This is a genomic window from Mycobacterium szulgai, from assembly GCF_002116635.1.
Classification (GTDB): Bacteria; Actinomycetota; Actinomycetes; order Mycobacteriales; family Mycobacteriaceae; genus Mycobacterium; species Mycobacterium szulgai.
The window spans coordinates 1-19,649 of record NZ_LQPW01000013.1 but is presented as its reverse complement, the minus strand read 5'-3'; the positions used below and the strand labels follow the sequence as shown (position 1 = coordinate 19,649).

The 19,649-nt window shown below is 64.6% G+C and carries 24 protein-coding genes; 10 read left to right on the top strand and 14 right to left on the bottom strand.

Annotated elements, in window-relative coordinates:
- Positions 1-3 precede the first annotated feature (3 nt).
- Genes AWC27_RS03100 through AWC27_RS03085 form a run of 4 tightly spaced genes read right to left on the bottom strand, consistent with a single transcriptional unit; the run spans position 4 to position 3,641 of the window.
- On the bottom strand, positions 4-696 hold the full coding sequence (locus AWC27_RS03100) for a DUF4389 domain-containing protein (protein WP_085669148.1): 693 nt from the start codon (positions 694-696) through the stop codon (positions 4-6).
- A 59-nt stretch (positions 697-755) separates the two neighbouring features.
- Positions 756-1,295: a YceI family protein gene (locus AWC27_RS03095; protein ID WP_085669228.1), complete on the bottom strand. Its 540-nt coding sequence runs from the start codon at positions 1,293-1,295 to the stop codon at positions 756-758.
- Positions 1,296-1,333: 38 nt separating this feature from the next.
- A complete protein-coding gene (locus tag AWC27_RS03090; RefSeq protein WP_085669147.1) occupies positions 1,334-2,347 on the bottom strand; it encodes an alcohol dehydrogenase in 1,014 nt (337 codons plus the stop codon).
- A 7-nt stretch (positions 2,348-2,354) separates the two neighbouring features.
- A complete protein-coding gene (locus AWC27_RS03085; RefSeq protein WP_085669146.1) occupies positions 2,355-3,641 on the bottom strand; it encodes a cytochrome P450 in 1,287 nt (428 codons plus the stop codon).
- 259 nt (positions 3,642-3,900) lie between these two features.
- Between AWC27_RS03085 and AWC27_RS31455 the strand changes: the two genes are divergently transcribed.
- Together AWC27_RS31455 and AWC27_RS31450 are read left to right on the top strand one after the other, a co-directional pair.
- The gene (locus tag AWC27_RS31455) at positions 3,901-4,185 is read left to right on the top strand and encodes a dihydrofolate reductase family protein (protein WP_211281543.1); all 285 of its coding nucleotides are present in this window, start codon (positions 3,901-3,903) and stop codon (positions 4,183-4,185) included.
- Positions 4,186-4,264: 79 nt separating this feature from the next.
- The gene (locus tag AWC27_RS31450) at positions 4,265-4,420 is read left to right on the top strand and encodes a dihydrofolate reductase family protein (RefSeq protein ID WP_211281547.1); all 156 of its coding nucleotides are present in this window, start codon (positions 4,265-4,267) and stop codon (positions 4,418-4,420) included.
- Here the strand turns inward: AWC27_RS31450 and AWC27_RS03075 are convergent.
- The 4 genes from AWC27_RS03075 to AWC27_RS03060 form a co-directional block, all read right to left on the bottom strand.
- Positions 4,417-5,118, bottom strand: coding sequence for a TetR/AcrR family transcriptional regulator (locus tag AWC27_RS03075; protein ID WP_085669145.1), 702 nt, complete (start codon positions 5,116-5,118; stop codon positions 4,417-4,419). The genes AWC27_RS31450 and AWC27_RS03075 overlap by 4 nt on opposite strands.
- Positions 5,119-5,264: 146 nt before the next feature.
- Positions 5,265-5,618 carry a hypothetical protein gene (locus tag AWC27_RS03070; protein WP_085669144.1) on the bottom strand — a complete coding sequence of 118 codons (354 nt, stop codon included), beginning with the start codon at positions 5,616-5,618 and terminating at the stop codon, positions 5,265-5,267.
- 4 nt (positions 5,619-5,622) lie between these two features.
- Positions 5,623-5,874 (bottom strand): hypothetical protein, encoded by a 252-nt coding sequence (locus AWC27_RS03065; protein ID WP_085669143.1) that lies wholly within the window; start codon positions 5,872-5,874, stop codon positions 5,623-5,625.
- 142 nt (positions 5,875-6,016) lie between these two features.
- Complete coding sequence (locus tag AWC27_RS03060; protein ID WP_085669142.1) at positions 6,017-8,956, bottom strand: AfsR/SARP family transcriptional regulator; 2,940 nt, start codon at positions 8,954-8,956, stop codon at positions 6,017-6,019.
- A gap of 149 nt (positions 8,957-9,105) precedes the next feature.
- Between AWC27_RS03060 and AWC27_RS03055 the strand changes: the two genes are divergently transcribed.
- The 3 genes from AWC27_RS03055 to AWC27_RS03045 all read left to right on the top strand — a co-directional run bounded on the left by AWC27_RS03055 (position 9,106) and on the right by AWC27_RS03045 (position 10,100).
- On the top strand, positions 9,106-9,513 hold the full coding sequence (locus AWC27_RS03055) for a hypothetical protein (RefSeq protein WP_085669141.1): 408 nt from the start codon (positions 9,106-9,108) through the stop codon (positions 9,511-9,513).
- Positions 9,510-9,803 (top strand): hypothetical protein, encoded by a 294-nt coding sequence (locus AWC27_RS03050; RefSeq protein WP_085669140.1) that lies wholly within the window; start codon positions 9,510-9,512, stop codon positions 9,801-9,803. Before AWC27_RS03055 ends, AWC27_RS03050 begins: the two co-directional genes overlap by 4 nt.
- Before the next feature lie 75 nt (positions 9,804-9,878).
- On the top strand, positions 9,879-10,100 hold the full coding sequence (locus tag AWC27_RS03045; protein ID WP_083116053.1) for an Rv1893 family protein: 222 nt from the start codon (positions 9,879-9,881) through the stop codon (positions 10,098-10,100).
- 21 nt (positions 10,101-10,121) lie between these two features.
- On the opposite strand, the gene AWC27_RS03040 is transcribed toward AWC27_RS03045, so the two are convergent.
- Together AWC27_RS03040 and AWC27_RS03035 are read right to left on the bottom strand one after the other, a co-directional pair.
- Positions 10,122-11,252: a nitronate monooxygenase gene (locus AWC27_RS03040; protein WP_085669139.1), complete on the bottom strand. Its 1,131-nt coding sequence runs from the start codon at positions 11,250-11,252 to the stop codon at positions 10,122-10,124.
- A gap of 141 nt (positions 11,253-11,393) precedes the next feature.
- A complete protein-coding gene (locus tag AWC27_RS03035) occupies positions 11,394-11,849 on the bottom strand; it encodes a hypothetical protein (protein WP_085669138.1) in 456 nt (151 codons plus the stop codon).
- Between the two features lie 114 nt (positions 11,850-11,963).
- On the opposite strand from AWC27_RS03035, the gene AWC27_RS03030 reads away from it, so the two are divergent.
- Positions 11,964-12,704, top strand: coding sequence for a glucose 1-dehydrogenase (locus AWC27_RS03030; RefSeq protein WP_085669137.1), 741 nt, complete (start codon positions 11,964-11,966; stop codon positions 12,702-12,704).
- A gap of 28 nt (positions 12,705-12,732) precedes the next feature.
- Here AWC27_RS03030 and AWC27_RS03025 read toward each other — a convergent pair whose 3' ends face one another.
- Positions 12,733-13,503, bottom strand: coding sequence for a hypothetical protein (locus tag AWC27_RS03025; RefSeq protein WP_085669136.1), 771 nt, complete (start codon positions 13,501-13,503; stop codon positions 12,733-12,735).
- Between the two features lie 127 nt (positions 13,504-13,630).
- Between AWC27_RS03025 and AWC27_RS03020 the strand changes: the two genes are divergently transcribed.
- Both AWC27_RS03020 and AWC27_RS03015 read left to right on the top strand, forming a co-directional pair.
- Positions 13,631-15,562, top strand: a complete 1,932-nt coding sequence (locus AWC27_RS03020; protein WP_085669135.1) for a flavin-containing monooxygenase — start codon at positions 13,631-13,633, stop codon at positions 15,560-15,562.
- 10 nt (positions 15,563-15,572) lie between these two features.
- On the top strand, positions 15,573-16,598 hold the full coding sequence (locus tag AWC27_RS03015; RefSeq protein ID WP_085669134.1) for a zinc-binding dehydrogenase: 1,026 nt from the start codon (positions 15,573-15,575) through the stop codon (positions 16,596-16,598).
- Here the strand turns inward: AWC27_RS03015 and AWC27_RS03010 are convergent.
- Together AWC27_RS03010 and dtd are read right to left on the bottom strand one after the other, a co-directional pair.
- On the bottom strand, positions 16,595-17,506 hold the full coding sequence (locus AWC27_RS03010) for a class I SAM-dependent methyltransferase (RefSeq protein WP_085669227.1): 912 nt from the start codon (positions 17,504-17,506) through the stop codon (positions 16,595-16,597). The two genes, AWC27_RS03015 and AWC27_RS03010, sit on opposite strands and share 4 nt — an antisense overlap.
- Before the next feature lie 21 nt (positions 17,507-17,527).
- Entirely contained in the window at positions 17,528-17,959 is a 432-nt protein-coding gene (gene dtd, locus AWC27_RS03005) for a D-aminoacyl-tRNA deacylase (protein ID WP_085669133.1), read from the bottom strand.
- A gap of 32 nt (positions 17,960-17,991) precedes the next feature.
- Between dtd and AWC27_RS03000 the strand changes: the two genes are divergently transcribed.
- The gene (locus tag AWC27_RS03000) at positions 17,992-18,297 is read left to right on the top strand and encodes an MTH1187 family thiamine-binding protein (RefSeq protein WP_085669132.1); all 306 of its coding nucleotides are present in this window, start codon (positions 17,992-17,994) and stop codon (positions 18,295-18,297) included.
- Here AWC27_RS03000 and AWC27_RS02995 read toward each other — a convergent pair.
- Positions 18,294-18,788: a macro domain-containing protein gene (locus AWC27_RS02995; protein ID WP_085669131.1), complete on the bottom strand. Its 495-nt coding sequence runs from the start codon at positions 18,786-18,788 to the stop codon at positions 18,294-18,296. The two genes, AWC27_RS03000 and AWC27_RS02995, sit on opposite strands and share 4 nt — an antisense overlap.
- 204 nt (positions 18,789-18,992) lie before the next feature.
- Between AWC27_RS02995 and AWC27_RS02990 the strand changes: the two genes are divergently transcribed.
- On the top strand, positions 18,993-19,649 hold a 657-nt coding region (locus tag AWC27_RS02990), incomplete at its 3' end, for a PE family protein (RefSeq protein WP_139836735.1).

Genomic DNA, 19,649 nt, shown 5'->3' with positions numbered 1-19,649 from the left:
GCGTCAGGGGGCGGTTTGGGCTGCCGGTGTGGGCTCTGGTTCACGAGCTCCCATGTCGAGCCGAAACGGCGGATACTCGTCGCACAGCAGCGCGGCGTAGGCGCGTACCCGGAAACCCCATCGGTTGATCCCGAGCACGAGGTCGTACAGGCCGCGGGGATAGCGACCGGTGAATAGCAGGGCCACTACCGCCGCGAGCAGCAGCATCGCCAGCAATGACGGCAGCCGCAAACCTACCCACTCATGGCGGTGCACCATGAAAACCCGCCATCCGCCGGAGAAGAAGACGGCCAGGATCAGGTAGTGGGGAAGGGCCAGCAGCCACCACTTGATCAACACCAGGCCCCGATGCAGGCGCTGCGGATAGTCAACCGTCAAGTCGGCGGGATAATCGGCTTTCGGCCGCAGACTGAACGGCGGGTATCGATCCGTTCCCAGCGCCGAGAATGCGTAAAAGCCGACGCGCCAACGCCAGCGGAGCACTCCGACATTGAACTCGAAAAGCACCCGCGGGTACTTGCCGGCGAACAGGATCGCAAAAAATGCGACCACCGTGATCACCGCCGCCGCGATGTGCAAGAAAATCAGCACGATGTAGTGCGGTACCGCCAAAATCCACTTGACCAGCCACTGCCAGCGCGACAACGCGGGATCGAGATCACCGCGGACCCGGACCGGATAAACCTCGGATTGCATTATCGGCGCTCCTTCACCTGCTACCTGCGGCTATTCGATTACGTCGCAACATCATTGGATCAATCGTCCTTGACGTGAACCGCGGTGAAGGACACGGCCACGTCGTCGGTAACCCGAAGCGACCCCATCATCAGCGAGTAGGGCTTGACACCGTAATCGGACTGCTTGACGGTTGATTGCGCCGACATCCGCCAGGAGTCGCCGAGATCATCCGTGCGCAAATCGATTACGTGCTCACGCGTGGCCGCACGGATATGCAGCGTTCCGTTCAGCCGGTAACCGTCGGCCGTCTTGTCGATGGCCGCAGCGACGAAGCGGATATCGGGATAGCGGCCCGCGTCGAGCGACCTCAGTGCGTTTGCTCGAACCAGGCCCTTCTCGGGCCCGGATAAGCCTTTGATGCCACCCTCGCCGCGCAGCACTTCCAGCGAATTCACCTCGACCGCAAGCTCTGCGGCGATTGGTTCTCCGTCCGCCCACCTCACCGTGGCGCGCCATCGGGTCATCGCGATCGTGAGCCGATGGCCCATGCTCGCGGCCCGGCCCGCGACACCGGTATGCAGGAGCAACTCGCCGGCTGCCGAATCCAGGGTCCACACGTCGCCCACGCAATGACTTTATTCGACCCCGGTCCGGGTCACACGGTGAGAACCGTGCGGTAGCGCGACCGTCCCTGCTCCATGTCCGCGTACCCTTCGGCCGCCTCCGACAGCGGTCGTTGCTGACTCCAGGCCCGCACGCCTGACAACACCGCGAAATGCATGGTTTCCTCGACGTCGCGGGCGGTGCCGGACGGGTGGCCGGTGACTGTGAGGCCCGGCCCGATCAGTTGCGCCGGACTGATCGGCAGTGGTTCGGCGCTGACACCCACGACGATGAGTTCGCCGCGCGGCGCCAGCCCGCCCACCGTTTCTGCCATGGCTTGTGAATTGCCGGCGGTTGCCAGTACGACGGCTGCTCCGCCGAGTGCCTGCATGGCCGCTCCGACATCCTCATTGGTGGAGTCGATGTAGTGATGGGCACCGAGCTGGCGTGCGTCCTCGGCTTTGGCGGCACCGCGCGCAATCGCAATGGTCTCAAACCCCATGGCGCGGGAGAATTGCACCGCCAGGTGCCCGAGACCGCCGACGCCCAGGACCGCAACCCGGTCGCCGGGCCGCGCAGCGGTGTGGCGCAGCGCGTTGTACGTCGTCACCCCCGCACAGCCCATCGGGGCGGCTTCGACGAAGGAAAGCTCGGACGGTATCCGTGCCAGCGCGTTGGCCGGCACCGTCACCGATTCCGAGTATCCGCCGGGGTAGTGCCAGCTCGGCACTCTCATGTTTGCGCAATGGATGAAATCGCCCTGCCGGCAAGGGATGCACTGGTTGCAGTGTCCGCCGAACCAACCGATCGCCACTCGGTCACCGACGGCGAAGCCGACGACGCCGGCGCCGAGTTCGGCTATGGTGCCGGCGATTTCGTGCCCCAAGGTCAGGGGCCACGGGATGTCTGGAAAGCCGCCGTTGACGAACGCCCGATCAGTGCCGCATACGCCACACGCCGAGACCGATACACGAACCCAGTCGCGACCGGGCGCAGTGGTTTCGGCGTCAACGACCTTTAGCGATGCGCCCGGTGACTGGATTTGGGCAGCGCGGTGCGTGGTCACGGCTATCCTAGTGCGCCACAGGGCAATTGCCGCCCCCGTTGCTGTGGTAGTCCACCTGCCAGTGTTTGATTCCATTGAGCCAGCCAGAGCGCAGCCGCTCGGGTTTTCCAATCGATTCCAGATCGGGCATGGCGTCGGCGATCGCGTTGAACATCAAGTCGATCGTCATCCGCGCCAGATTGGCGCCTATGCAGTAGTGAGCGCCGGTACCGCCAAATCCCACGTGTGGGTTGGGGTTTCGCAGGATATTGAAGGTGAAAGGGTCATCGAACACGTCCTCGTCGAAATTGGCCGAGCGGTACACCATCACCACTCGCTGTCCCTTCTTGATCTGTACTCCGGACAGTTCGTAGTCCTCTAACGCGGTGCGCTGGAACGAGGTGACCGGGGTGGCCCAGCGGACGATCTCGTCGGCCGTGGTGGCCGGGCGCTCCTTCTTGTACAGCTCCCACTGATCGGGGAACTCGGTGAAGGCCATCATGCCCTGAGTGATGGAGTTGCGCGTCGTCTCGTTGCCGGCGACGGCCAGCAGAATGACGAAGAAGCCGAATTCGTCCTCGGAAAGCTTGTGCCCGTCGATGTCGGCCTGGACCAGTTTGGTGACGATGTCCTCGCCGGGGTTCTTAGCCCGATCCGCGGCCATCTGCATGGCATACATGATCAGCTCGACCGAAGCGGTCATGGCGTCGTTGGTGGCGAACTCCGGATCCTGGTCGCCCACCATTTCGTTGGACCAGTGGAACAGCTTCATCCGGTCCTCCTGCGGTACCCCCAGCAGCCCGGCGATGGCCTGCAGCGGCAATTCGCACGACACCTGTTCAACGAAGTCGCCCGTTCCCTGGGCCGCGGCTATCTCGACGATGCGCCGCGCGCGCTCGTTGAGATCCTCGCGCAGACGTTCGACGGCGCGCGGAGTGAAGCCACGGGAGATGATCTTGCGCAGGTGGGTGTGCTGCGGGGCATCCATATTGAGCAGGACGAACTTGCCCCGCTCGACCTGCTCGCCGACCGTGCCGTCTTTGTAGCGCGGCAAAGCCGTCTTCTCCAGACTCGAGAAGACATCGCTGCGCAGCGAGATCTCTTTGACGTCCTTGTGCTTGGACACCACCCAAAAGCCGCCGTCATCGAATCCGCCGACGCCGATCGGCTGCTCGTTCCACCAGATCGGTGCGGTGCGCCGCATTTCGGCCAGCTCTTCCACCGGTAACCGCTCGGCATAGATATCTGGGTCGGTGAAATCGAACCCGGGAGGCAGATTGGGCGTCGGCGTGGTCTTGGATTCTGCGGCGGTCACAGGCCTACTCCTCGATACGGCGATGTCTCGTGGTTTTCTGGTGCCAATAATCCATTGCTACACCGAAGTTGGGAAGCATTGCGGCGACACCGATGAGTTTTGGGCACGTCGGCGGTCTAGACCGGGAGAGCACCGGTTACCGAAAGGGCATCGGTGATGCGAATCGTTGTGAGCGACTTCATGAGTCTGGACGGGGCTCCAGGCCCCGGGCGGACCGGAAGAGGACACCGATGGCGGATTCGGCAACGGTGGCTGGTCTATGCATTACTTCGAGCCCGAGAGAATGGGACCGGTCATCAGCGAGCTACTGGACAGCACGCAGGCCTTCCTGTTCGGCCGTCGCACCTGGCAGACGATGGCGGCGGCCTGGCCCACCCGGGCCGGCGACCCGTTCGCCGACCGGATGAACACAATCCCCAAGTACGTGGCGTCGCGGACGCTGACTGACCAAGACCTCAGCTGGCCGGGGTCCACCCTGCTGCCCGCCGACGATGCGATCGGTGCCATAGGCCCGGCTGAAGGCGCAAGACGGCAAGCAAGATAGCGGGGCGATCCAAGTGATGGGCAGCGCGTAGCTGGCCGCACAACTGATCGCCCATGACATTGTCGACGAATACCGGCTGATGATCGAGCCGATCCTGCTGGGCGGCGGCAAGCGACTGTTCCCGTCCGATGGTCACGCCCGCCCGCTCGAGCTGGTTTCGTCGACTGCGACCGGCACCGGCGTCCTCATCTGTGTCTACCGGCCCGTCGGCCGTTCGGCCGGTTCGGCTGCCTAGCCGGTGTTGACGCAGCCGGCGAGTGCGACAGGTTCGCCGCGGTGCAGCGGCGACCAGTTCAGGTCGGCGCAGAAACCTGGCTCCATCGGGGGTGGGCCGGCCTGCATCACTCCCCGAACAGCAGCACACAGGTATGCCTGCAAAAGGCTGTTGCTGTACCGGGTACCTCTGGTGAGGATGCGCTTGGGAAGGTCGATCACGCACACCGAAATAAGGTCAAGCGCGTGAGCGTCGGTGCGGTTCCACATTCCCAGCGCTAGGCGCGTGACCGCCGCGGTGAATTGTTCGTCCACCTCGCGCAGCTGATCGGTGATTGCGTCAGGTATCGCCAAGCCGAGCAACTCTTCTCGGCTGATAAGTAGCAGCAGTGCACCCGATTGCGGGTAGCGCGTGGGATACACAAGCGAGGTCTCCGCTGCGGCCAGCACCTCATCGAGCGGTGTGCCATCGGAATGTGCCCGATCGATCAACGAGGTCAGCAACCCGGCGAAACGTCGCGCGGCACGCAGCCACGCATGACCGATCAGGCCTTCTCGCGACCCGTACGTTTGATAGATCTCGGCCGTGCAGAAACCGGTGAGCCTGGCAACCGCGCGAATAGTCAAGGCGTCGAGTCCAGCACGGCTGACAAGACTTTCAGTGGCATCCAGCGCGACGTCGATAACCGGGTCGGGATCCCATCGCTGAGAACTCAACATAGGTTGACGCTCCTTCTTCCCGGTGATGCGGGCCGCCGCATCGCACAGTTCTGCATGTCACTGATGGACGCGTGTTACTGTGCCCGGCTAGGCATGCATAAAGCATGGATAATGCTGAAATGCGCAGGTTGACGCGCATTTGCAGCTCACAGATCGACCGGTGGCGGGCCGGCCTCGACGATTCCCCGGATCGCGGCACGAAGATATTCGCGGACCACACTCACGCTGTAGCGCCGACGCCCGATGAGGATACGCCCGGGAAGGTCGATGACGCAGGCCGAGATCAGGCGAAGCGCTCGATCGTCTTTGCGGTCCCACACGTCGAGCGAAAGGCGCGTGATGGACTCCGCGAATTCGTGGTCCACACTGCGCAATTGGTCGACGATCTCGTCAGGTAATGCCAGAGTGAGCAGTTCTTGGCGACTCAATGCCCACAGCAGCGCTCCCGATCGCGGGTATCGCCGCGGATAGACGAGCGAGGTTTCCGCCGCCGCGAACACCCCGTCAAGTGGAGTGCCGCAAGCGTGCGCCTCGTCCCACCAAAGTGCTGAGCAGTCCGAGAAAACGCCGCGCTGCGCGCAGCCAGGCTTGCCCGATCAGACACTCGAGGCAGCCATACATTTGGTAGATCGCTGCCATCGATGCGCCGGTGACCGTGGTGACCGCACGAAGCGTCAATGCCTCCATCCCACCGTGTCCCACAAGGCTTTCGGCGGCATCCATCACCGAATCCGGATCGCACAGGTGGGTACTCATCGATCGACGCTCCTTCACAACCACACGCCGCATTCAGCTCGTTCACTGATCCGCCGGCCACTGTGCGCGATGAGCGTTCACAACTACTTGACCAATTGTTGAATGCGCTGGTCGAGCGGCTTACCAGAACGACCAGTCTGCGTCACACCACCGGCACGGCCGGGTGTTCGGCATACCGTTGCAGGCAGGAACGCGCCCGGGCGACGGTTTTCGCGGCTGCGACCTTCGTTTCGCGGTAAGTCACGAAAACCTCACTGCCCAAACGATCGACGAGACCACCTAATTGCTCGGTGCGCAGCGGCGGACGCTTTCCGGCGGTGACGACCATGCAGTGCAGAAACAGCGCATCTTCCTCGGCTCCGAGTCTGGCCAGGAATCGGGTGATGTAACGCAGTGTGACCCACTGCTCGACCCAGTCGCCGACCCGCTCCCAATGGTCGAGCACGTCGATGAACATGCGCGCCGCTTCCGCGGGATCGCCGTGCACTGCACGCGTGGCGGCACCTTCCATCAACGCGATGCCGAACCACCACCGATTCTGCACATCCCCGGCTAATCGCGCTGCCTCGTCGAACAGGAAGATCGCGCGCTCGGGTTCGGACTTCTTCAGCAGGTATCCAAGCGAGAAATAAGCCATCGACTGCGCTGTCGGGTTGCCTGTGCTGTCAGCGATCGCCACCGACTCCTCGGTGACGGTCAAGGCGGCATCCGGGTTACCCAGCGCAGCCTGACCGACGGCCAGCGCGGAAACCGACTGCACCAAACGGATTGGGTCGCCCTCGCGGCGGGCGCGCAACGCCTCGCTATCCCAGTGCACCCAAGCGGCATACGGATCGTCGCTGAACAGGGCCATGTCGGCCTGCACGTCGGCTGGGTAGGCGATGCGCGCGGCCCCGCGGTCAGGAATCCGTCCGTTGACCAAAGCCACCAACGCACGCGCGCGCGACGGGTTTCCACCGTTCCACGCACCGCGGGCAGCCGTACCCACCACGGCGACGAACAAAGGATGGGCAGGATCTGCCATAGCGATGAGGCGCTCGGCCCATTCCGCTACCTCGAAACCGATGCGCAGGCCGACAAGCTCGGCAACCGACGCAACCAGCCGCATACCCATTTCGAGTTCGTTGTCGGACATAGCCCGCTCGAACGCGACCCGCAGGTTGTCGTAGTCGGGCAGCATGCGCTCGACCCAGTCCCGCTCCTGTGCGGTGTGCAAACCGGCCCCGGTCTGCGCGGCGAGCTCGGTGAAGTAGAGCGCGTGGCGCTTGGCCAATTGGTTGTCAATCCCTTGCTCCTGCAGGCGTTCCCGACCATAGGCACGCAGCGTTTCCAGGACGGAATAGCGCGTGCGGTCGGTGATATTGCGCACCACCACCATCGACTTGTCGACCAGACCGGCAAGCAAGTCGAGCGTGTCGTCCTCGCGCGATCCGTCAGGCCCGCAGACCGCGTGGGCCGCGTCGAGGTCAAAGGATCCCGCGAACACCGAAAGCCGGGCGAACAACGCCTGCTCGGGTTCGGCCAACAGTCGATATGACCAATCGATCGTCGCGGCCAGGCTCTGCTGGCGGGCCGGCGCCCCGCGCACCGCACCCCGCAGAAAACCCAACCGATCCAGCCGACGAACCACATCCGGGGCACTCATCACCCGCATCCGCGCGGCCGCCAACTCCACACCTAACGGCAGACAATCGACCCGCCGGCAAATCTCGGCCACCGCATCGATGGGCTGCACATCGAAATTGAAGTCCGGCCGGCCGGCCTGGGCCCGATCGGCGAACAGGCGCGTCGCGTCGTGCACCGGCAACGGCTCGATGACAACCATGTGTTCACCCTCGACACTGAGCGGCTGTCTGCTGGTCGCCAGCACCAAAACTCCCGGACACTGCTGCACGATTCGCTCCACCAAGTCCGCGGCGGCCTCGAGCACATGCTCGCAGTTGTCGACCACCAACAAAAGCTCACGGGACCGCAGATACTCGATCACCGACGCTTCGATATCCAGGCCGCGGTGCTGTTGCACCCGAAAGGCAGCGGCCACAGTGTGTCCCACGGCGTCACCGCGCTCGACCGGCCCCAATTCGCACACCCACACGCCGTCGGCGAAGCGATCCTGCTCACGCCGCGCGACCTCGAAGGCCAGCCGTGTCTTGCCCACACCACCGACACCGGTCAGCGTCACCAGCGGGCCCGCCCGCAACGCGGCAACGGTGCGCGCCAACTCCTCTTCATGGCCGACGAAGCTCGTGGTTCGGCGCAGCACTGCCAACTTGTGCCCGTCGCCGGCGAGCGCACGCGATGACCCGGCATCGGCTGCGGGTCCGCCGCGCCGCACGGCCTGGTCGCTGTCGGCCTCGCCGGCGAGGATCCGTTGATGAACCTGGCTGAGCAGCTGGCCGGGTTCGACGCCGAGTTGCTCGATCAGCCGCGTCCGCGTCTGACGATAGGTGTCCAGCGCATCAGCCTGCCGGCCACAGCGGTACTGGGCCAGCATCAACTGTGCGGCCAACCGCTCGTCGAGCGGGTGCGCGGACAGGCCCGCGATGAGGTCCGCGAGCAAATCGGCATGGCGTCCGGCGCGCAGGGCGGCATCGTTGCGGTCCAGTTCCACCGCGAAGCGTTCGGCCTGTACGCCGCTGCGAACTTCGTTAAACCACGGGGTGTCCAGGAACATAAACGGTTCACCAGACCACTCGCCCAGCGCGCGTTCGAACAACGCCGCCGCCTGCACCGGATCCGCGGTCGTGCGCGCTTGAGCTGCCAGATGCCGGAAGCGATGCAAATCCACCGACAACGCATGGGTGCCGAGCATGTATCCGGCCGGCCCCCGCGAAATCACCACACCCCCGGCATCGGCAAGCAGGGTTCGCAGCCGAGACACATAGCCCGCCAACGAGTTCCGCGCGCGCCGCGGCGGTCGATCCGACCACACCCGATCGACCAACTGCTCCGGCGAGACGGGGTGGTTCACATCGATCAGCAACGCAACCAACACACAGCGGCGGCGCGCATGGCCGATCTCCAGCCGCCGCTCATCAACACGTACTTCGACGTCACCGAGTAGGCGAAACTCGACCGTCATCGGGTACACCCTTCCCGCGAATGCGCAGCAAGACAGCATGTCCGGCAACGGCTAGCCCGTGCATCCGGCAAAGACGATAATGGCCTTGTGGGCGATGCCACAATCGTTATGCTTTGGTGAAACTCGCCGGCGCCATAGAGGGGTGGAACATGATTCGCGAAATGCTCGCCGCCGCAGCGGTCGCGGGGGCCGCAATCGCTGTAGCGCCCGTCGCCGGCGCCGACAACGGGCGATGGCCGGGGGATGTACCGGGGATGAATTACGACGCCTCACTCGGCGCTCCCTGCGACAACTACGAACGCTTCATATTCGGGCGTGGCCCCAGCGGTCAGGCCGAGGCCTGCCACTTCCCGCCGCCCAACCAGTTCCCGGCGGCCGACACCGGCTATTGGGTAATCTCCTACCCTTTGTACGGCGTTCAGCAGATCGGTGCACCCTGCCCGAAGCCGCAAGCAGCGGCCCAATCTCCGGCCGGCCTGCCGATGCTCTGCCTGGGAGCTCAGGGGTGGCAGGAGGGCTGGTTCACCGGGGCAGGATTCTTCCCGCCTGAGCCATGACGCGCGACCGCCAGCCTGCCCAATCACCCGTACCGCGGTGGTTGCGTTTCGTGCTGGCTTCTGACCGCGCCGGGTCGGCGTGGTACATCGGGGCCGGCTTCTTCTTCGCACCCGTGCTCGCCGTCCTCTCGCCGTGGCCGGCGGTGACCACCGTTTTGTGGTGGGTCATCGGGCTGGCCGGACTTTGGCTCGGCTTGCTCGGAATCGCCATGGCCGCGGGCCTGGCGCGAGTACTGCGGTCTGGTGCGGAAATACAGGAAGACTACTGGCGAACCCTGGTCGACTACTGACCCGGTGGCTCCGGTTGGACGGCTTCGTCCGGTCTACAGTCGTAACAGGCGTTCGCCAATGAATAGGAGACTCCGATGGGCTTCAATCCTAAAGATGCGGTCGACGCGGTCCGTGACATCGCGACCAACGCCGTAGAAAAGGCGTCGGACATCGTCGAAAACGCCAGCGACATCATCCGCGGCGACATCGCGGGCGGCGCCAGCGGCATCGTGCAAAACTCCATCGAGATCGGTACCCATGCGGTCGACCGCGTGAAAGAGGTGTTCACCGGCGGGGACGACGACGACCTCGACTGAGACTGGCCGGCCAAGGCCGCATCAGACGGCCGCGGCAGCGTTGAGTTCGTCGAGCCGGGTGGTCGCCTCGAGGTACTCCTGCACCCAGCGCTCGATCACGGCAGACGTCTTCTCGACCTTGCTGAACTGACCGACCACCTGACCGACTGGGTTGAAGGCGACGTCGACGGTCTCGTTCGGGTATTTGTTCGTCGCGCGCACCGCCATGCCGGAGACCATGTACTGCAGCGGCATGCCCAGCGGCTTCGGGTTGTCGGGCTGCTCCCAGGCCTCCGTCCAGTCGTTGCGCAGCATGCGGGCCGGCTTACCGGTGAACGAGCGACTACGCACGGTGTCACGGCTGCTCGCCTTTACGTACGCGGCTTGCTGAATTGGGGTGTTCGAAGCTTCCTCGACCATCAGCCACTGCGAACCGGTCCACGCTCCCTGGGCACCGAGCGCCAACGCCGCGGCGATCTGCTGGCCACTGCCGATACCGCCGGCTGCCAGCACCGGTACCGGGGCGACCTCCTTGACGACCTGGGGCCATAGCACGATGGAGCCGACCTCGCCGCAGTGCCCGCCAGCCTCGCCGCCCTGGGCGATGATGATGTCCACGCCCGCATCGGCATGCTTGCGGGCCTGTGACGGAGAGCCACACAGGGCGGCGACTTTTCGCCCCTCGGCATGGATGTGCTTGATCATCTCGGCCGGCGGGGTACCCAGCGCGTTGGCGATCATCGTCACCTTCGGGTGCTGCAGTGCCACCTCGACCTGCGGGGTGGCGGTAGCCTCGGTCCAGCCGAGGAGCTGGAGGCTGTCGTGGGCGGCGTCTTCGACCGGAACGCCATGATCGGCAAGGATTTTGCGGGCGAACTCGAGATGCTCCGGAGGCACCATCGACTGCAGCGTCTTGGTCAGCTCTTCAGCCGACAGGTGCGAGTCCATGCCTTCGTATTTGTTCGGGATGACGATGTCGACCCCGTACGAATGGTCACCGATGTTCTCGTCGATCCACTTGAGTTCGATTTCCAGCTGCTCCGGGGTGAAGCCGACGGCGCCGAGCACGCCGAAGCCGCCGGCTTTGCTCACAGCGACGACGACATCGCGGCAATGGGTGAAAGCGAAGATCGGAAACTCGATACCGAGTTGGTCGCATATGGCGGTGTGCATACCTGCTCCTGGGAAGCTCAAACCGATGCTACGAAATTACGCAAATTGAAACGTGTTCTAGTTTAGTACGGATGACGCCGCCGTGGCCAGCCAGGTGTGCCGCGTGACGACTACTACCCATCATCGTTTTGCGCCCAATGGTCAAAACAGCAGGGTATGCGTGGTCCATAGAACCAGGAATCCCAGCATGCACCCCGCACAGAAAACGTGATCCCGGTAAACAGACCGCGCCAGGCGGCTTTGCTCGAGCGCGGTGCCGGTGCGATTTCCCAGCCGGACCGCGCTGGGGACGGTGTGCGTGAGCGCCAGCAGGACCGGGAGACCCGCTAGACCGGACGAAGTGACCAGCAACCAGGCCGGGTCGTAACCGTTTACTGCCTGAATCCCTAACGCGCCCAACAGGATGACCATGACTACCGCAATCAGTCGGCTCATCGGGCGCGACGTGGTCGTGGCTCGGTAGTAGTAGCCCGCAATGGAGGCCAGCACGGGTTCGGGCAGTTCGGGACCATGCTTGCGTACCTGCACGTCGAAAATCAGGTCCATCCACAAAACCGCGAGCAGGAACCCGCCGCATGCGGTGAGGAGCGAAGCCACGATGCGTATTCACCTCCGGTGGGCAAAGGTTACCTGCGCAACCGCCCGATACGTACCGAGGCCGAACCGGCTAATTAGAACAGGTTCTAGCGCCCTGCGGTAGCCTGGCCGGTCATGGGACGAGTGGACACGAAAGTTGCACTGATCAGCGGCGCCGCCCGGGGAATGGGGGAGTCCCACGCGCGGCTGCTGGTCGCCGAAGGCGCCAAGGTCGTCATCGGCGACATCCTTGACCACGAAGGTCAGTCGCTGGCCGACGAGTTGGGCGACGCGGCGCGCTATGTGCATCTCGACGTGACGCAGCCCGACCAGTGGACGGCAGCGGCAGCCGCGGCGGTGCGGGAATTCGGCACGCTCAACGTCCTGGTCAACAACGCCGGGATCGTGAACTACGGTCCGCTCAAGACTTTCGACCTGGCCAAGTGGCAGCAGATCCTGGACGTCAACGTCACTGGCACGCTATTGGGCATCCAGGCCGTCGTGGATCCGATGATCGCCGCCGGCGGCGGTTCCATCATCAACATCTCGTCCATCGAGGGGTTGCGGGGCGCCGCATGGGTGCACGGGTATGTGACCTCCAAGTGGGCGGTTCGCGGGCTGACGAAATCGGCGGCGCTGGAGTTGGCGCCCAACAACATCCGCGTCAATTCCATTCACCCCGGCTTCATCCGCACCCCGATGACCGCGAAGCTCCCGCAGGATCTGCTCAACATCCCGCTGGGACGGCCGGGGGAGCCCCAGGAAGTGTCGATGTTCGTACTGTTTCTCGCCAGCGACGAGTCCTCGTATGCGACCGCGGCCGAGTTCGTGATGGACGGCGGCCTGGTCGCCGACGTCTCACACAAGTCGCTATAGCGCTGAAATAGCTTGTGTTACAAATGATTTAAGCGTTGTTGCGCAAGCGACTCCGGATCATACGGACGGCGACCACAGCAATACCGACCACTAGCGCGATGAGCAGCGATTGCACTCCGCCGATTGCAAGGCTGTTCACGTCGTAGGCGTCAGCGCCGCTGACACATTGGAAGCTCACGCTGGTTCCCGACTGGCCAGGCTTGTAGCTGTAATGAGAGGTGTTGTACGCCAACTCGTATGGGCGGCGACAGACGATCGGGCTCATCCATAGCGCACTGGACGGGAACAACGCGGTCAACGCCGCCGCGCCGCCGACGCACACGCCGAGCAGCCCGCCGACCACCCCGATGATCGTCCCGATACGATCGGCCCCCTTGGACTTACCTCGCGGGCCTTGCGGAGCGAAGTCGGCCTGGCCGCCGAAATCGACCGGTCCGTCTGCCGGGTAGACGACCGAGTGACTCGTTTTGATCGTCACGTTCGCGTGTTGCAGCGCATCGTTGAGCTTCGATTGCGACATGCCCGCATCGGCTGCGGCGCGCTGCAATGCCTGCCGGATCTGATCCATTTCCGGCCCCGACGGACCCTGCGGCCCCGCCGAACCGCCGGTGCGCAAACCGTCCAGCAACGACTGCGCGTACCGCCGAGCGTGCTCCTCGTCGCCGCCGTACCCGGGTTCGTCCGCGCCGGCGGCCGCCCTCGCCTCGGCCAGCTGGCGCTCCAGCTCCGCGATGCGCCGCTGGTTGGCCAACTGGCGCTCCAACTCCGCGATGCGCTGCTCGGGGTCGTCCTCGTTCATGAGCAGATGGTCCCACGCCAACCCGTTAGCCGACTCTTGATCGACGAAGGCACCGCGGGTAGCGTATTGCTCGCAATTACGACACCGGGGGTAGCGTAATTGTAGTTCACCCGAAAGGATCGGCTCGATGCGCAGCCTTTACGCCGGCCTGCCCTTCACCACGTCCACCGCCGAGATTGCGGCCGCGCTGCAGGACGTGAGCATCCCGACGCTGCTGCTCTCGCTGGTGCACATCACCGGCGACCCTCGTTACATCCGCGACTTCAAGCAGATGGGCGTCTTCCTCAACGAAATTCAGGGTTTCATGTCCGAGGACGACAAGGCTCGCGCACGCGCTGCGGCATTACCGGTGATCAGCGACTATCGCGATCGCGGCTGTCCGGAGCCAGCGCCGCTGCGGCCGGAGCTGGTCCGGGAGATGATGGATTGGGCTGCCTGCGAGCATGTTCCCGACGACTATGTACCGCTGCTGCTGGAAGAAATCGACCTCGAGGGCGCCGATCCGCGCCGCCCTGCCCCCGTGCCGAAGGAGCCCGCCGCACGGCTGCCGGTTCTCGTCATCGGATGTGGTGAGTCCGGGATCCTGGCCGGAATCCGGCTCAGCCAAGCCAACATTCCGTTCACCATCGTGGAAAAGAACCCCGGCCCCGGCGGAACCTGGTGGGAGAACAGCTATCCCGGTGCCCGTGTGGACGTGGCGAACCATTTCTATTGCTACAGCTTCGAACCCAACAACGACTGGACGCACTTCTTCGCCGAGCAGTCCGAGTTGCGGGATTACTTCACCAAGGTGATGAACAAACATGCGCTGGCGCAGCACGTGCGGTGGAACACCGAGGTGTTGTCGGCGGAATGGGACGATCACCCGGGCATCTGGAACGTGTCGGTTCGCGGGGCCGACGGCCGGATCAGCACGCTGCATGCGCGGGCCGTCATCACCGCGGTGGGGCAGTTAAACCGGCCCTGCATACCGGATTTCGAGGGCGCCGACACCTTCGCCGGACCGGCGTTTCACTCCGCCGCCTGGGACCATTCGGTCGACCTGACCGGCAAGCGGGTCGCGCTGATCGGCGCCGGCGCCAGCGGCTTCCAGATCGCGCCCGCCATCGCAGGAATTGTCAAGCACCTCAGCGTGTTCCAGCGCACCGCACAGTGGATGTTTCCCAACGCGATGTATCACGACCGAGTCGGCGACGGCATGCGCTGGGCGATGCGCCATCTCCCGTTCTACGCGCGGTGGTATCGCTTCCTGGTGCTGTGGCCGGGCTCCGACAAGGGACTCGACGCGGCGCGCAGCGATCCCAACTACGCCGACCAGGACTACGCCGTCAGCGATATCAACGCCGCAGCCCGAATGATGTTCTCCCAGTGGATCACCAGCCAGGTGGGCGAGAGTGACAATCTGCTGGCCAAGGTGATGCCCGACTATCCCGCCACCGGCAAACGCACCCTGCAGGACAACGGCAGCTGGCTGCAAACGCTGCAACGTGAGAACGTCGAGCTGATTCGCACCCCGATTCAGCGGATCACGCCCCATGGCATCGTCACCCAGGACGGCATGACGCACGACGCCGACGTTATCGTCTACGCTACCGGCTTTCGTCATACCGATGTCTTATGGCCGCTGAAGATACTCGGCCGCAACGGAATTGATCTACACACCATGTGGGGTAACCGCCCCTACGCCTACCTCGGCGTCACAGTTCCACAGTTCCCGAACCTGTTCCTCATCTACGGGCCCGGGACGCACCTGGCACACGGGGGCAGCCTGATTTTTCAGTCCGAGCTGCAAATGCGCTACATCGACCAGTGCCTGAAACAGCTTGCCGAGCAGAATCTGCATTCGCTGGAACCGAAGCCGGGCGCCGCCGCCGAGTGGCATCGGCGGACCCAAGCCGAAATCAAGAAGATGGTGTGGTCCCACCCAGCCGTCAAACATTCCTATTTCAAGAACACCGACGGCGAGATCCATACCGTTAGCCCATGGCGCCTCGACGAATACTGGGCCGCGGTGCGCGAGCCCGATTGGTCCCAATTCGTTCTGCGACAAGGAAAGTGAGCACGCCAGCATGCGCACGGTAGTCATCGACGGGCCCGGCAGCATCCATGTCGTGACCCGGCCGGATCCGGCGCTCACCGGGCCCGACGGAGCGATCATCGCCGTCACGGGGGCCGGCATCTGCGGATCCGACCTGCATTTCTACGAAGGCGAATATCCATTCGCCGAGTCGGTGGCGCTCGGCCACGAAGCGATCGGCACAGTTGTCGAGACCGGACCGCAGGTGCGCAGCGTGAAAGTCGGGGACCTGGTGATGGTGTCGTCGGTGGCCGGCTGCGGCGCCTGCCCGGGCTGCGCGACCCGCGATCCGGTCATGTGTTACTCCGGTCTGCAGATCTTCGGTTCCGGCATCTTAGGGGGCGCCCAGGCCGACCTGCTCGCCGTACCCGCCGCCGACTTCCAGTTGCTCAAGATTCCCGACGGCATCACCGGCGAGCAGGCGCTGCTGCTGACCGATAACCTGGCCACCGGCTGGGCCGCAGCCCAGCGGGCTGACATTCCGTTCGGCGGCACGGTGGCGATATTCGGTTTGGGGGCGGTCGGGCTGTGCGCACTGCGCAGCGCGTTTGCGCGAGGCGCCGCAACGGTTTTCGCTGTCGACCGGGTCGCGGGTCGGCGGCAGCGTGCGGCGGAATGGGGAGCCACCCCCGTCGAGCCACCAGCCACAGAGGCGATTCTGGCCGCGACGGGCGGCCGAGGCGCCCACTCGGTCATCGATGCAGTCGCGACCGACGCGTCACTGACCGACGCGCTTAGCGCGGTGCGGCCCGGTGGCACCGTCTCGGTAGTCGGGGTACACGACCTGCAGCCGTTTCCGCTTCCCGCCCTGTCCTGCCTGATTCGCAGCATCACCCTGCGTCTGACCACCGCGCCGGTGCAGCGCACCTGGCCGGAATTGATCCCGCTGCTGCAGGCGGGACGGCTCGACGTCGACGGTATCTTCACCACGACACTGCCGTTGGACGAAGCGGCCAAGGGTTACGCGACGGCGGGGTCGCGGACCGGCGAGGATGTGAAGATCCTGCTGAAGCCCTAGTGCTTGGTTGCCGTTATGTACTGCGAGCGCATGAAACCGTCGAGCTTCACGTCTATGTCCGGCGGAGTCATTCCATAGCCGGCTTGCAGCGCAAGCGTGTTCTGCACCGGCTCGACCGCCCAGCCGTGCGCGCCCAGCCAAGCGGCAGGGTCGGCTTTGTTGTCATAGGTAAGAGCCGAAAAGTTCACGCTGCCCGACATGTCGACGCCGGGGTGGCTGGCTTCCAGCGCGGTCAGCTGCTCGTGGTCCAGACGCGAGCCCAGCGCTCCGATGGCAAGCCGGCTCCCGGGCGCAGATAGCTCGTCGATGCGGGTGAACAGCGCGTGCTGGGCGTCGTCGGTGAGGTAGGGCAATATGCCCTCCACCGACCAGGCGCTGGGTTGCTGCGGATCAAAACCGGACTGTTTCAACGGCGCCTGCCAGTCGGTGCGCAGGTCGGCTGCCACCTCAATTCGGGTGGCTTTCGGCTCGGCGCCTTGCTCGCGCAGCACACGGCCTTTGAACTCAAGAACCTTCGGTAGGTCGACTTCGAAAACCGTTGTCCCCGAGCACCATTCCAGACGGTACGCCCGGGAATCCAGACCCGCCGCGACGATCACCGCCTGCCGCACCCCGGCGTCACCTGCCACGGTGAAAAAGTCATCGAAAAAGCGGGTTTGCACGCCGTAGAGCCGCGGGAACGTGGTCTCGTCCGCCGAGGTGCCCGGATTGGCCAGCTGACCGGTGAGATAGGGATCGGCCGAAGCGTTGATGAAATGCTGCGCGTATTCGTCGCGAACCAGTGGTCGCGGGCTCAGCGCGTGCAACGCGCGCCAGCCGGCCACCAGCAGCGCCGTGTAGCCCACGCTGCTGACGATGTCCCACTGATCGTCATCGGAGCGCAGCGAGCCGAATTCAGGTGTCGTCATCATGGTCAACGTACCCGCCGCTCAGAGCTCCAGCATGACCGTCACCGGTCCGTCGTTGACCAGTTCGACCTCCATATGCGCGCCGAACACGCCGGCCTCCACGTGTGCGCCCAGACGCCGCAGCGCATCCGCGAACGTCGCCACCAACGGCTCAGCGACCGCACCCGGGGCCGCGGCATTCCATGACGGTCGCCGGCCTTTGGCCGTGTCGGCGTACAGCGTGAACTGGCTGACGACCAATATCGGCGCATTGACGTCGGACGCCGACTTCTCCTGCGCGAGAATACGCAGATTCCAGAGCTTTTCGGCTAGTCGCTGCGCCTGGTCCGGACCATCGCTGTGGGTGACGCCCACGAATGCGAGCAGGCCCTGTCCGTCGGGCCGGATGGCGCCCACCACTCGACCGTCAACCGATACCGCTGCAGATGAGACCCGTTGCACCAGAACCCGCATGGGCCTCGATGCTGCCATGCGACAGTAGACGAATGTCTGTGCTGGTCGCGTTTTCGGTTACCCCGCTGGGTGTGGGCGAGGGTGTCGGCGAGATCGTTGCCGAAGCGGTACGGGTGGTCCGCGATTCCGGTCTGCCCAATAAAACCGATTCCATGTTCACCGTGATCGAAGGCGAGACCTGGGAAGAAGTCATGGCCGTCGTGCAGCGCGCCGTGGCAGCCGTGGCCGCCCGCGCACCCCGCGTCAGCACCGTGATCAAGGCAGACTGGCGAAGTGGTGCCACCGACGCGATGACGCAGAAAGTCGCTTCGGTCGAACGCTATTTGTCGCCGGGTTAGGCCTGCAGCGCGGCAGTGAACGCCCGCTCGGCATCGTCGCCGTGGACGGCGAACACCACGCGTTCAAGACAGGCCGACGGGTATTGCCGAACCGCGTCGGCCATGAGCCGCGCCGCGTCCTCGAGCGGAAACCCTCCGACGCCGGTGCCGAATGCCACCAAAGCCAGCGACCGGCAACCGAGTTCATCGGCTTTCCGCAATGTGGAATTCGTGGCCCGCGTGATGATTTCCGCTGAAGGCGGGCCGCCCAGCTCCATTGTCGCCGCGTGGATTACATAACGCGCCGGCATTTCGCCGGCTGTCGTTTCCACCGCCTCACCGAGCCCGATGGGCGCCTTGTCCTGCGATTCGCGCTGCACTTGCGGGCCGCCGGCGCGGGAGATGGCCGCCGCGACGCCGCCACCATGGCGAAGTTGGGTATTGGCTGCGTTGCTGATCGCGTCCACCTCGAGCTTGGTCACGTCGGCCTGCAGTACCACAAACTCAGTCATCGCCCCATTGTCTCGCAACGCTTCGTGGTCCGAGCGCGACGGATAAAGATTTATTTATTGCGCTCAACTAATTTGCTAATTGCCATTTATTGTGCACGGCGCAATTTTAACCAAAAGCCGAAATACTGGCGCCGGAATTGTGATACTTATTGCCTTCTTCATATTCAGCGACGGGCCATCGGGCGGCCTGCTGGGAGGACCACCATGTCGTATGTGATCGCGGCAACGGACATGTTGACGACGGGGGCGGCGAACGTCGCCGGCATCGGGTCGTCCTTAAGCACGGCCAATGCGGCCGCGGCCAGATCGACCACCGCGATGCTGGCTGCTGCCGAGGATGAGGTGTCGGCGGCGATCGCGGCACTGTTTTCCGGGCATGCCCAGCAGTACCAAGCCCTGAGCACTCAGGCGGCGGCATTTCACGCTCAGTTCGCCCAGGCCTTGAACGGGGCAGGAAGCGCGTACGCAGCCGCGGAGGCGGCCAGCGTCAACCCATTGCAGACCCTCGTCGATGACGTGCTGGCTGTGATCAACGCGCCCACGAATCTGTTGTTGGGGCGTCCGCTCATTGGTGACGGCACGAACGGTGCACCCGGGACGGGGGCACCTGGCGGACCCGGCGGAATCCTGTGGGGCAACGGCGGCGCGGGCGGGTCCGGCGCCGCCGGGATGGCCGGCGGCCGCGGCGGTGACGCCGGGCTGTGGGGCAATGGCGGTGCGGGAGGCGCCGGGGGTACCGGCACAGCGGGCGGGGCCGGCACCCCGGGGAGCAGCTCCTCAGCTGCTGGCAATGGTGGCACCGGCGGCGCCGGCGCTGCCCGAGATCGCGGTGGCTGTAGACGCGGCGTTAAAGATGCGTGC

Excerpts from the sequence above, each read along its gene's own strand:
- AWC27_RS03050 (WP_085669140.1), top strand. The coding sequence starts at position 9,510 with ATGACGCGCGACCGCCAGCCTGCCCAATCACCCGTACCGCGGTGGTTG.
- AWC27_RS03040 (WP_085669139.1), bottom strand. The coding sequence starts at position 11,252 with ATGCACACCGCCATATGCGACCAACTCGGTATCGAGTTTCCGATCTTC.
- AWC27_RS03000 (WP_085669132.1), top strand. The coding sequence starts at position 17,992 with ATGTCTGTGCTGGTCGCGTTTTCGGTTACCCCGCTGGGTGTGGGCGAG.
- AWC27_RS03055 (WP_085669141.1), top strand. The coding sequence starts at position 9,106 with ATGATTCGCGAAATGCTCGCCGCCGCAGCGGTCGCGGGGGCCGCAATC.
- AWC27_RS03010 (WP_085669227.1), bottom strand. The coding sequence starts at position 17,506 with ATGACGACACCTGAATTCGGCTCGCTGCGCTCCGATGACGATCAGTGG.
- AWC27_RS31455 (WP_211281543.1), top strand. The coding sequence starts at position 3,901 with ATGCATTACTTCGAGCCCGAGAGAATGGGACCGGTCATCAGCGAGCTA.
- AWC27_RS03065 (WP_085669143.1), bottom strand. The coding sequence starts at position 5,874 with ATGAGTACCCACCTGTGCGATCCGGATTCGGTGATGGATGCCGCCGAA.
- AWC27_RS03060 (WP_085669142.1), bottom strand. The coding sequence starts at position 8,956 with ATGACGGTCGAGTTTCGCCTACTCGGTGACGTCGAAGTACGTGTTGAT.
- AWC27_RS03020 (WP_085669135.1), top strand. The coding sequence starts at position 13,631 with ATGCGCAGCCTTTACGCCGGCCTGCCCTTCACCACGTCCACCGCCGAG.
- AWC27_RS03025 (WP_085669136.1), bottom strand. The coding sequence starts at position 13,503 with ATGAACGAGGACGACCCCGAGCAGCGCATCGCGGAGTTGGAGCGCCAG.
- AWC27_RS02995 (WP_085669131.1), bottom strand. The coding sequence starts at position 18,788 with ATGACTGAGTTTGTGGTACTGCAGGCCGACGTGACCAAGCTCGAGGTG.
- dtd (WP_085669133.1), bottom strand. The coding sequence starts at position 17,959 with ATGCGGGTTCTGGTGCAACGGGTCTCATCTGCAGCGGTATCGGTTGAC.
- AWC27_RS03075 (WP_085669145.1), bottom strand. The coding sequence starts at position 5,118 with ATGTTGAGTTCTCAGCGATGGGATCCCGACCCGGTTATCGACGTCGCG.
- AWC27_RS03015 (WP_085669134.1), top strand. The coding sequence starts at position 15,573 with ATGCGCACGGTAGTCATCGACGGGCCCGGCAGCATCCATGTCGTGACC.
- AWC27_RS31450 (WP_211281547.1), top strand. The coding sequence starts at position 4,265 with ATGATCGAGCCGATCCTGCTGGGCGGCGGCAAGCGACTGTTCCCGTCC.
- AWC27_RS03100 (WP_085669148.1), bottom strand. The coding sequence starts at position 696 with ATGCAATCCGAGGTTTATCCGGTCCGGGTCCGCGGTGATCTCGATCCC.
- AWC27_RS03030 (WP_085669137.1), top strand. The coding sequence starts at position 11,964 with ATGGGACGAGTGGACACGAAAGTTGCACTGATCAGCGGCGCCGCCCGG.
- AWC27_RS03045 (WP_083116053.1), top strand. The coding sequence starts at position 9,879 with ATGGGCTTCAATCCTAAAGATGCGGTCGACGCGGTCCGTGACATCGCG.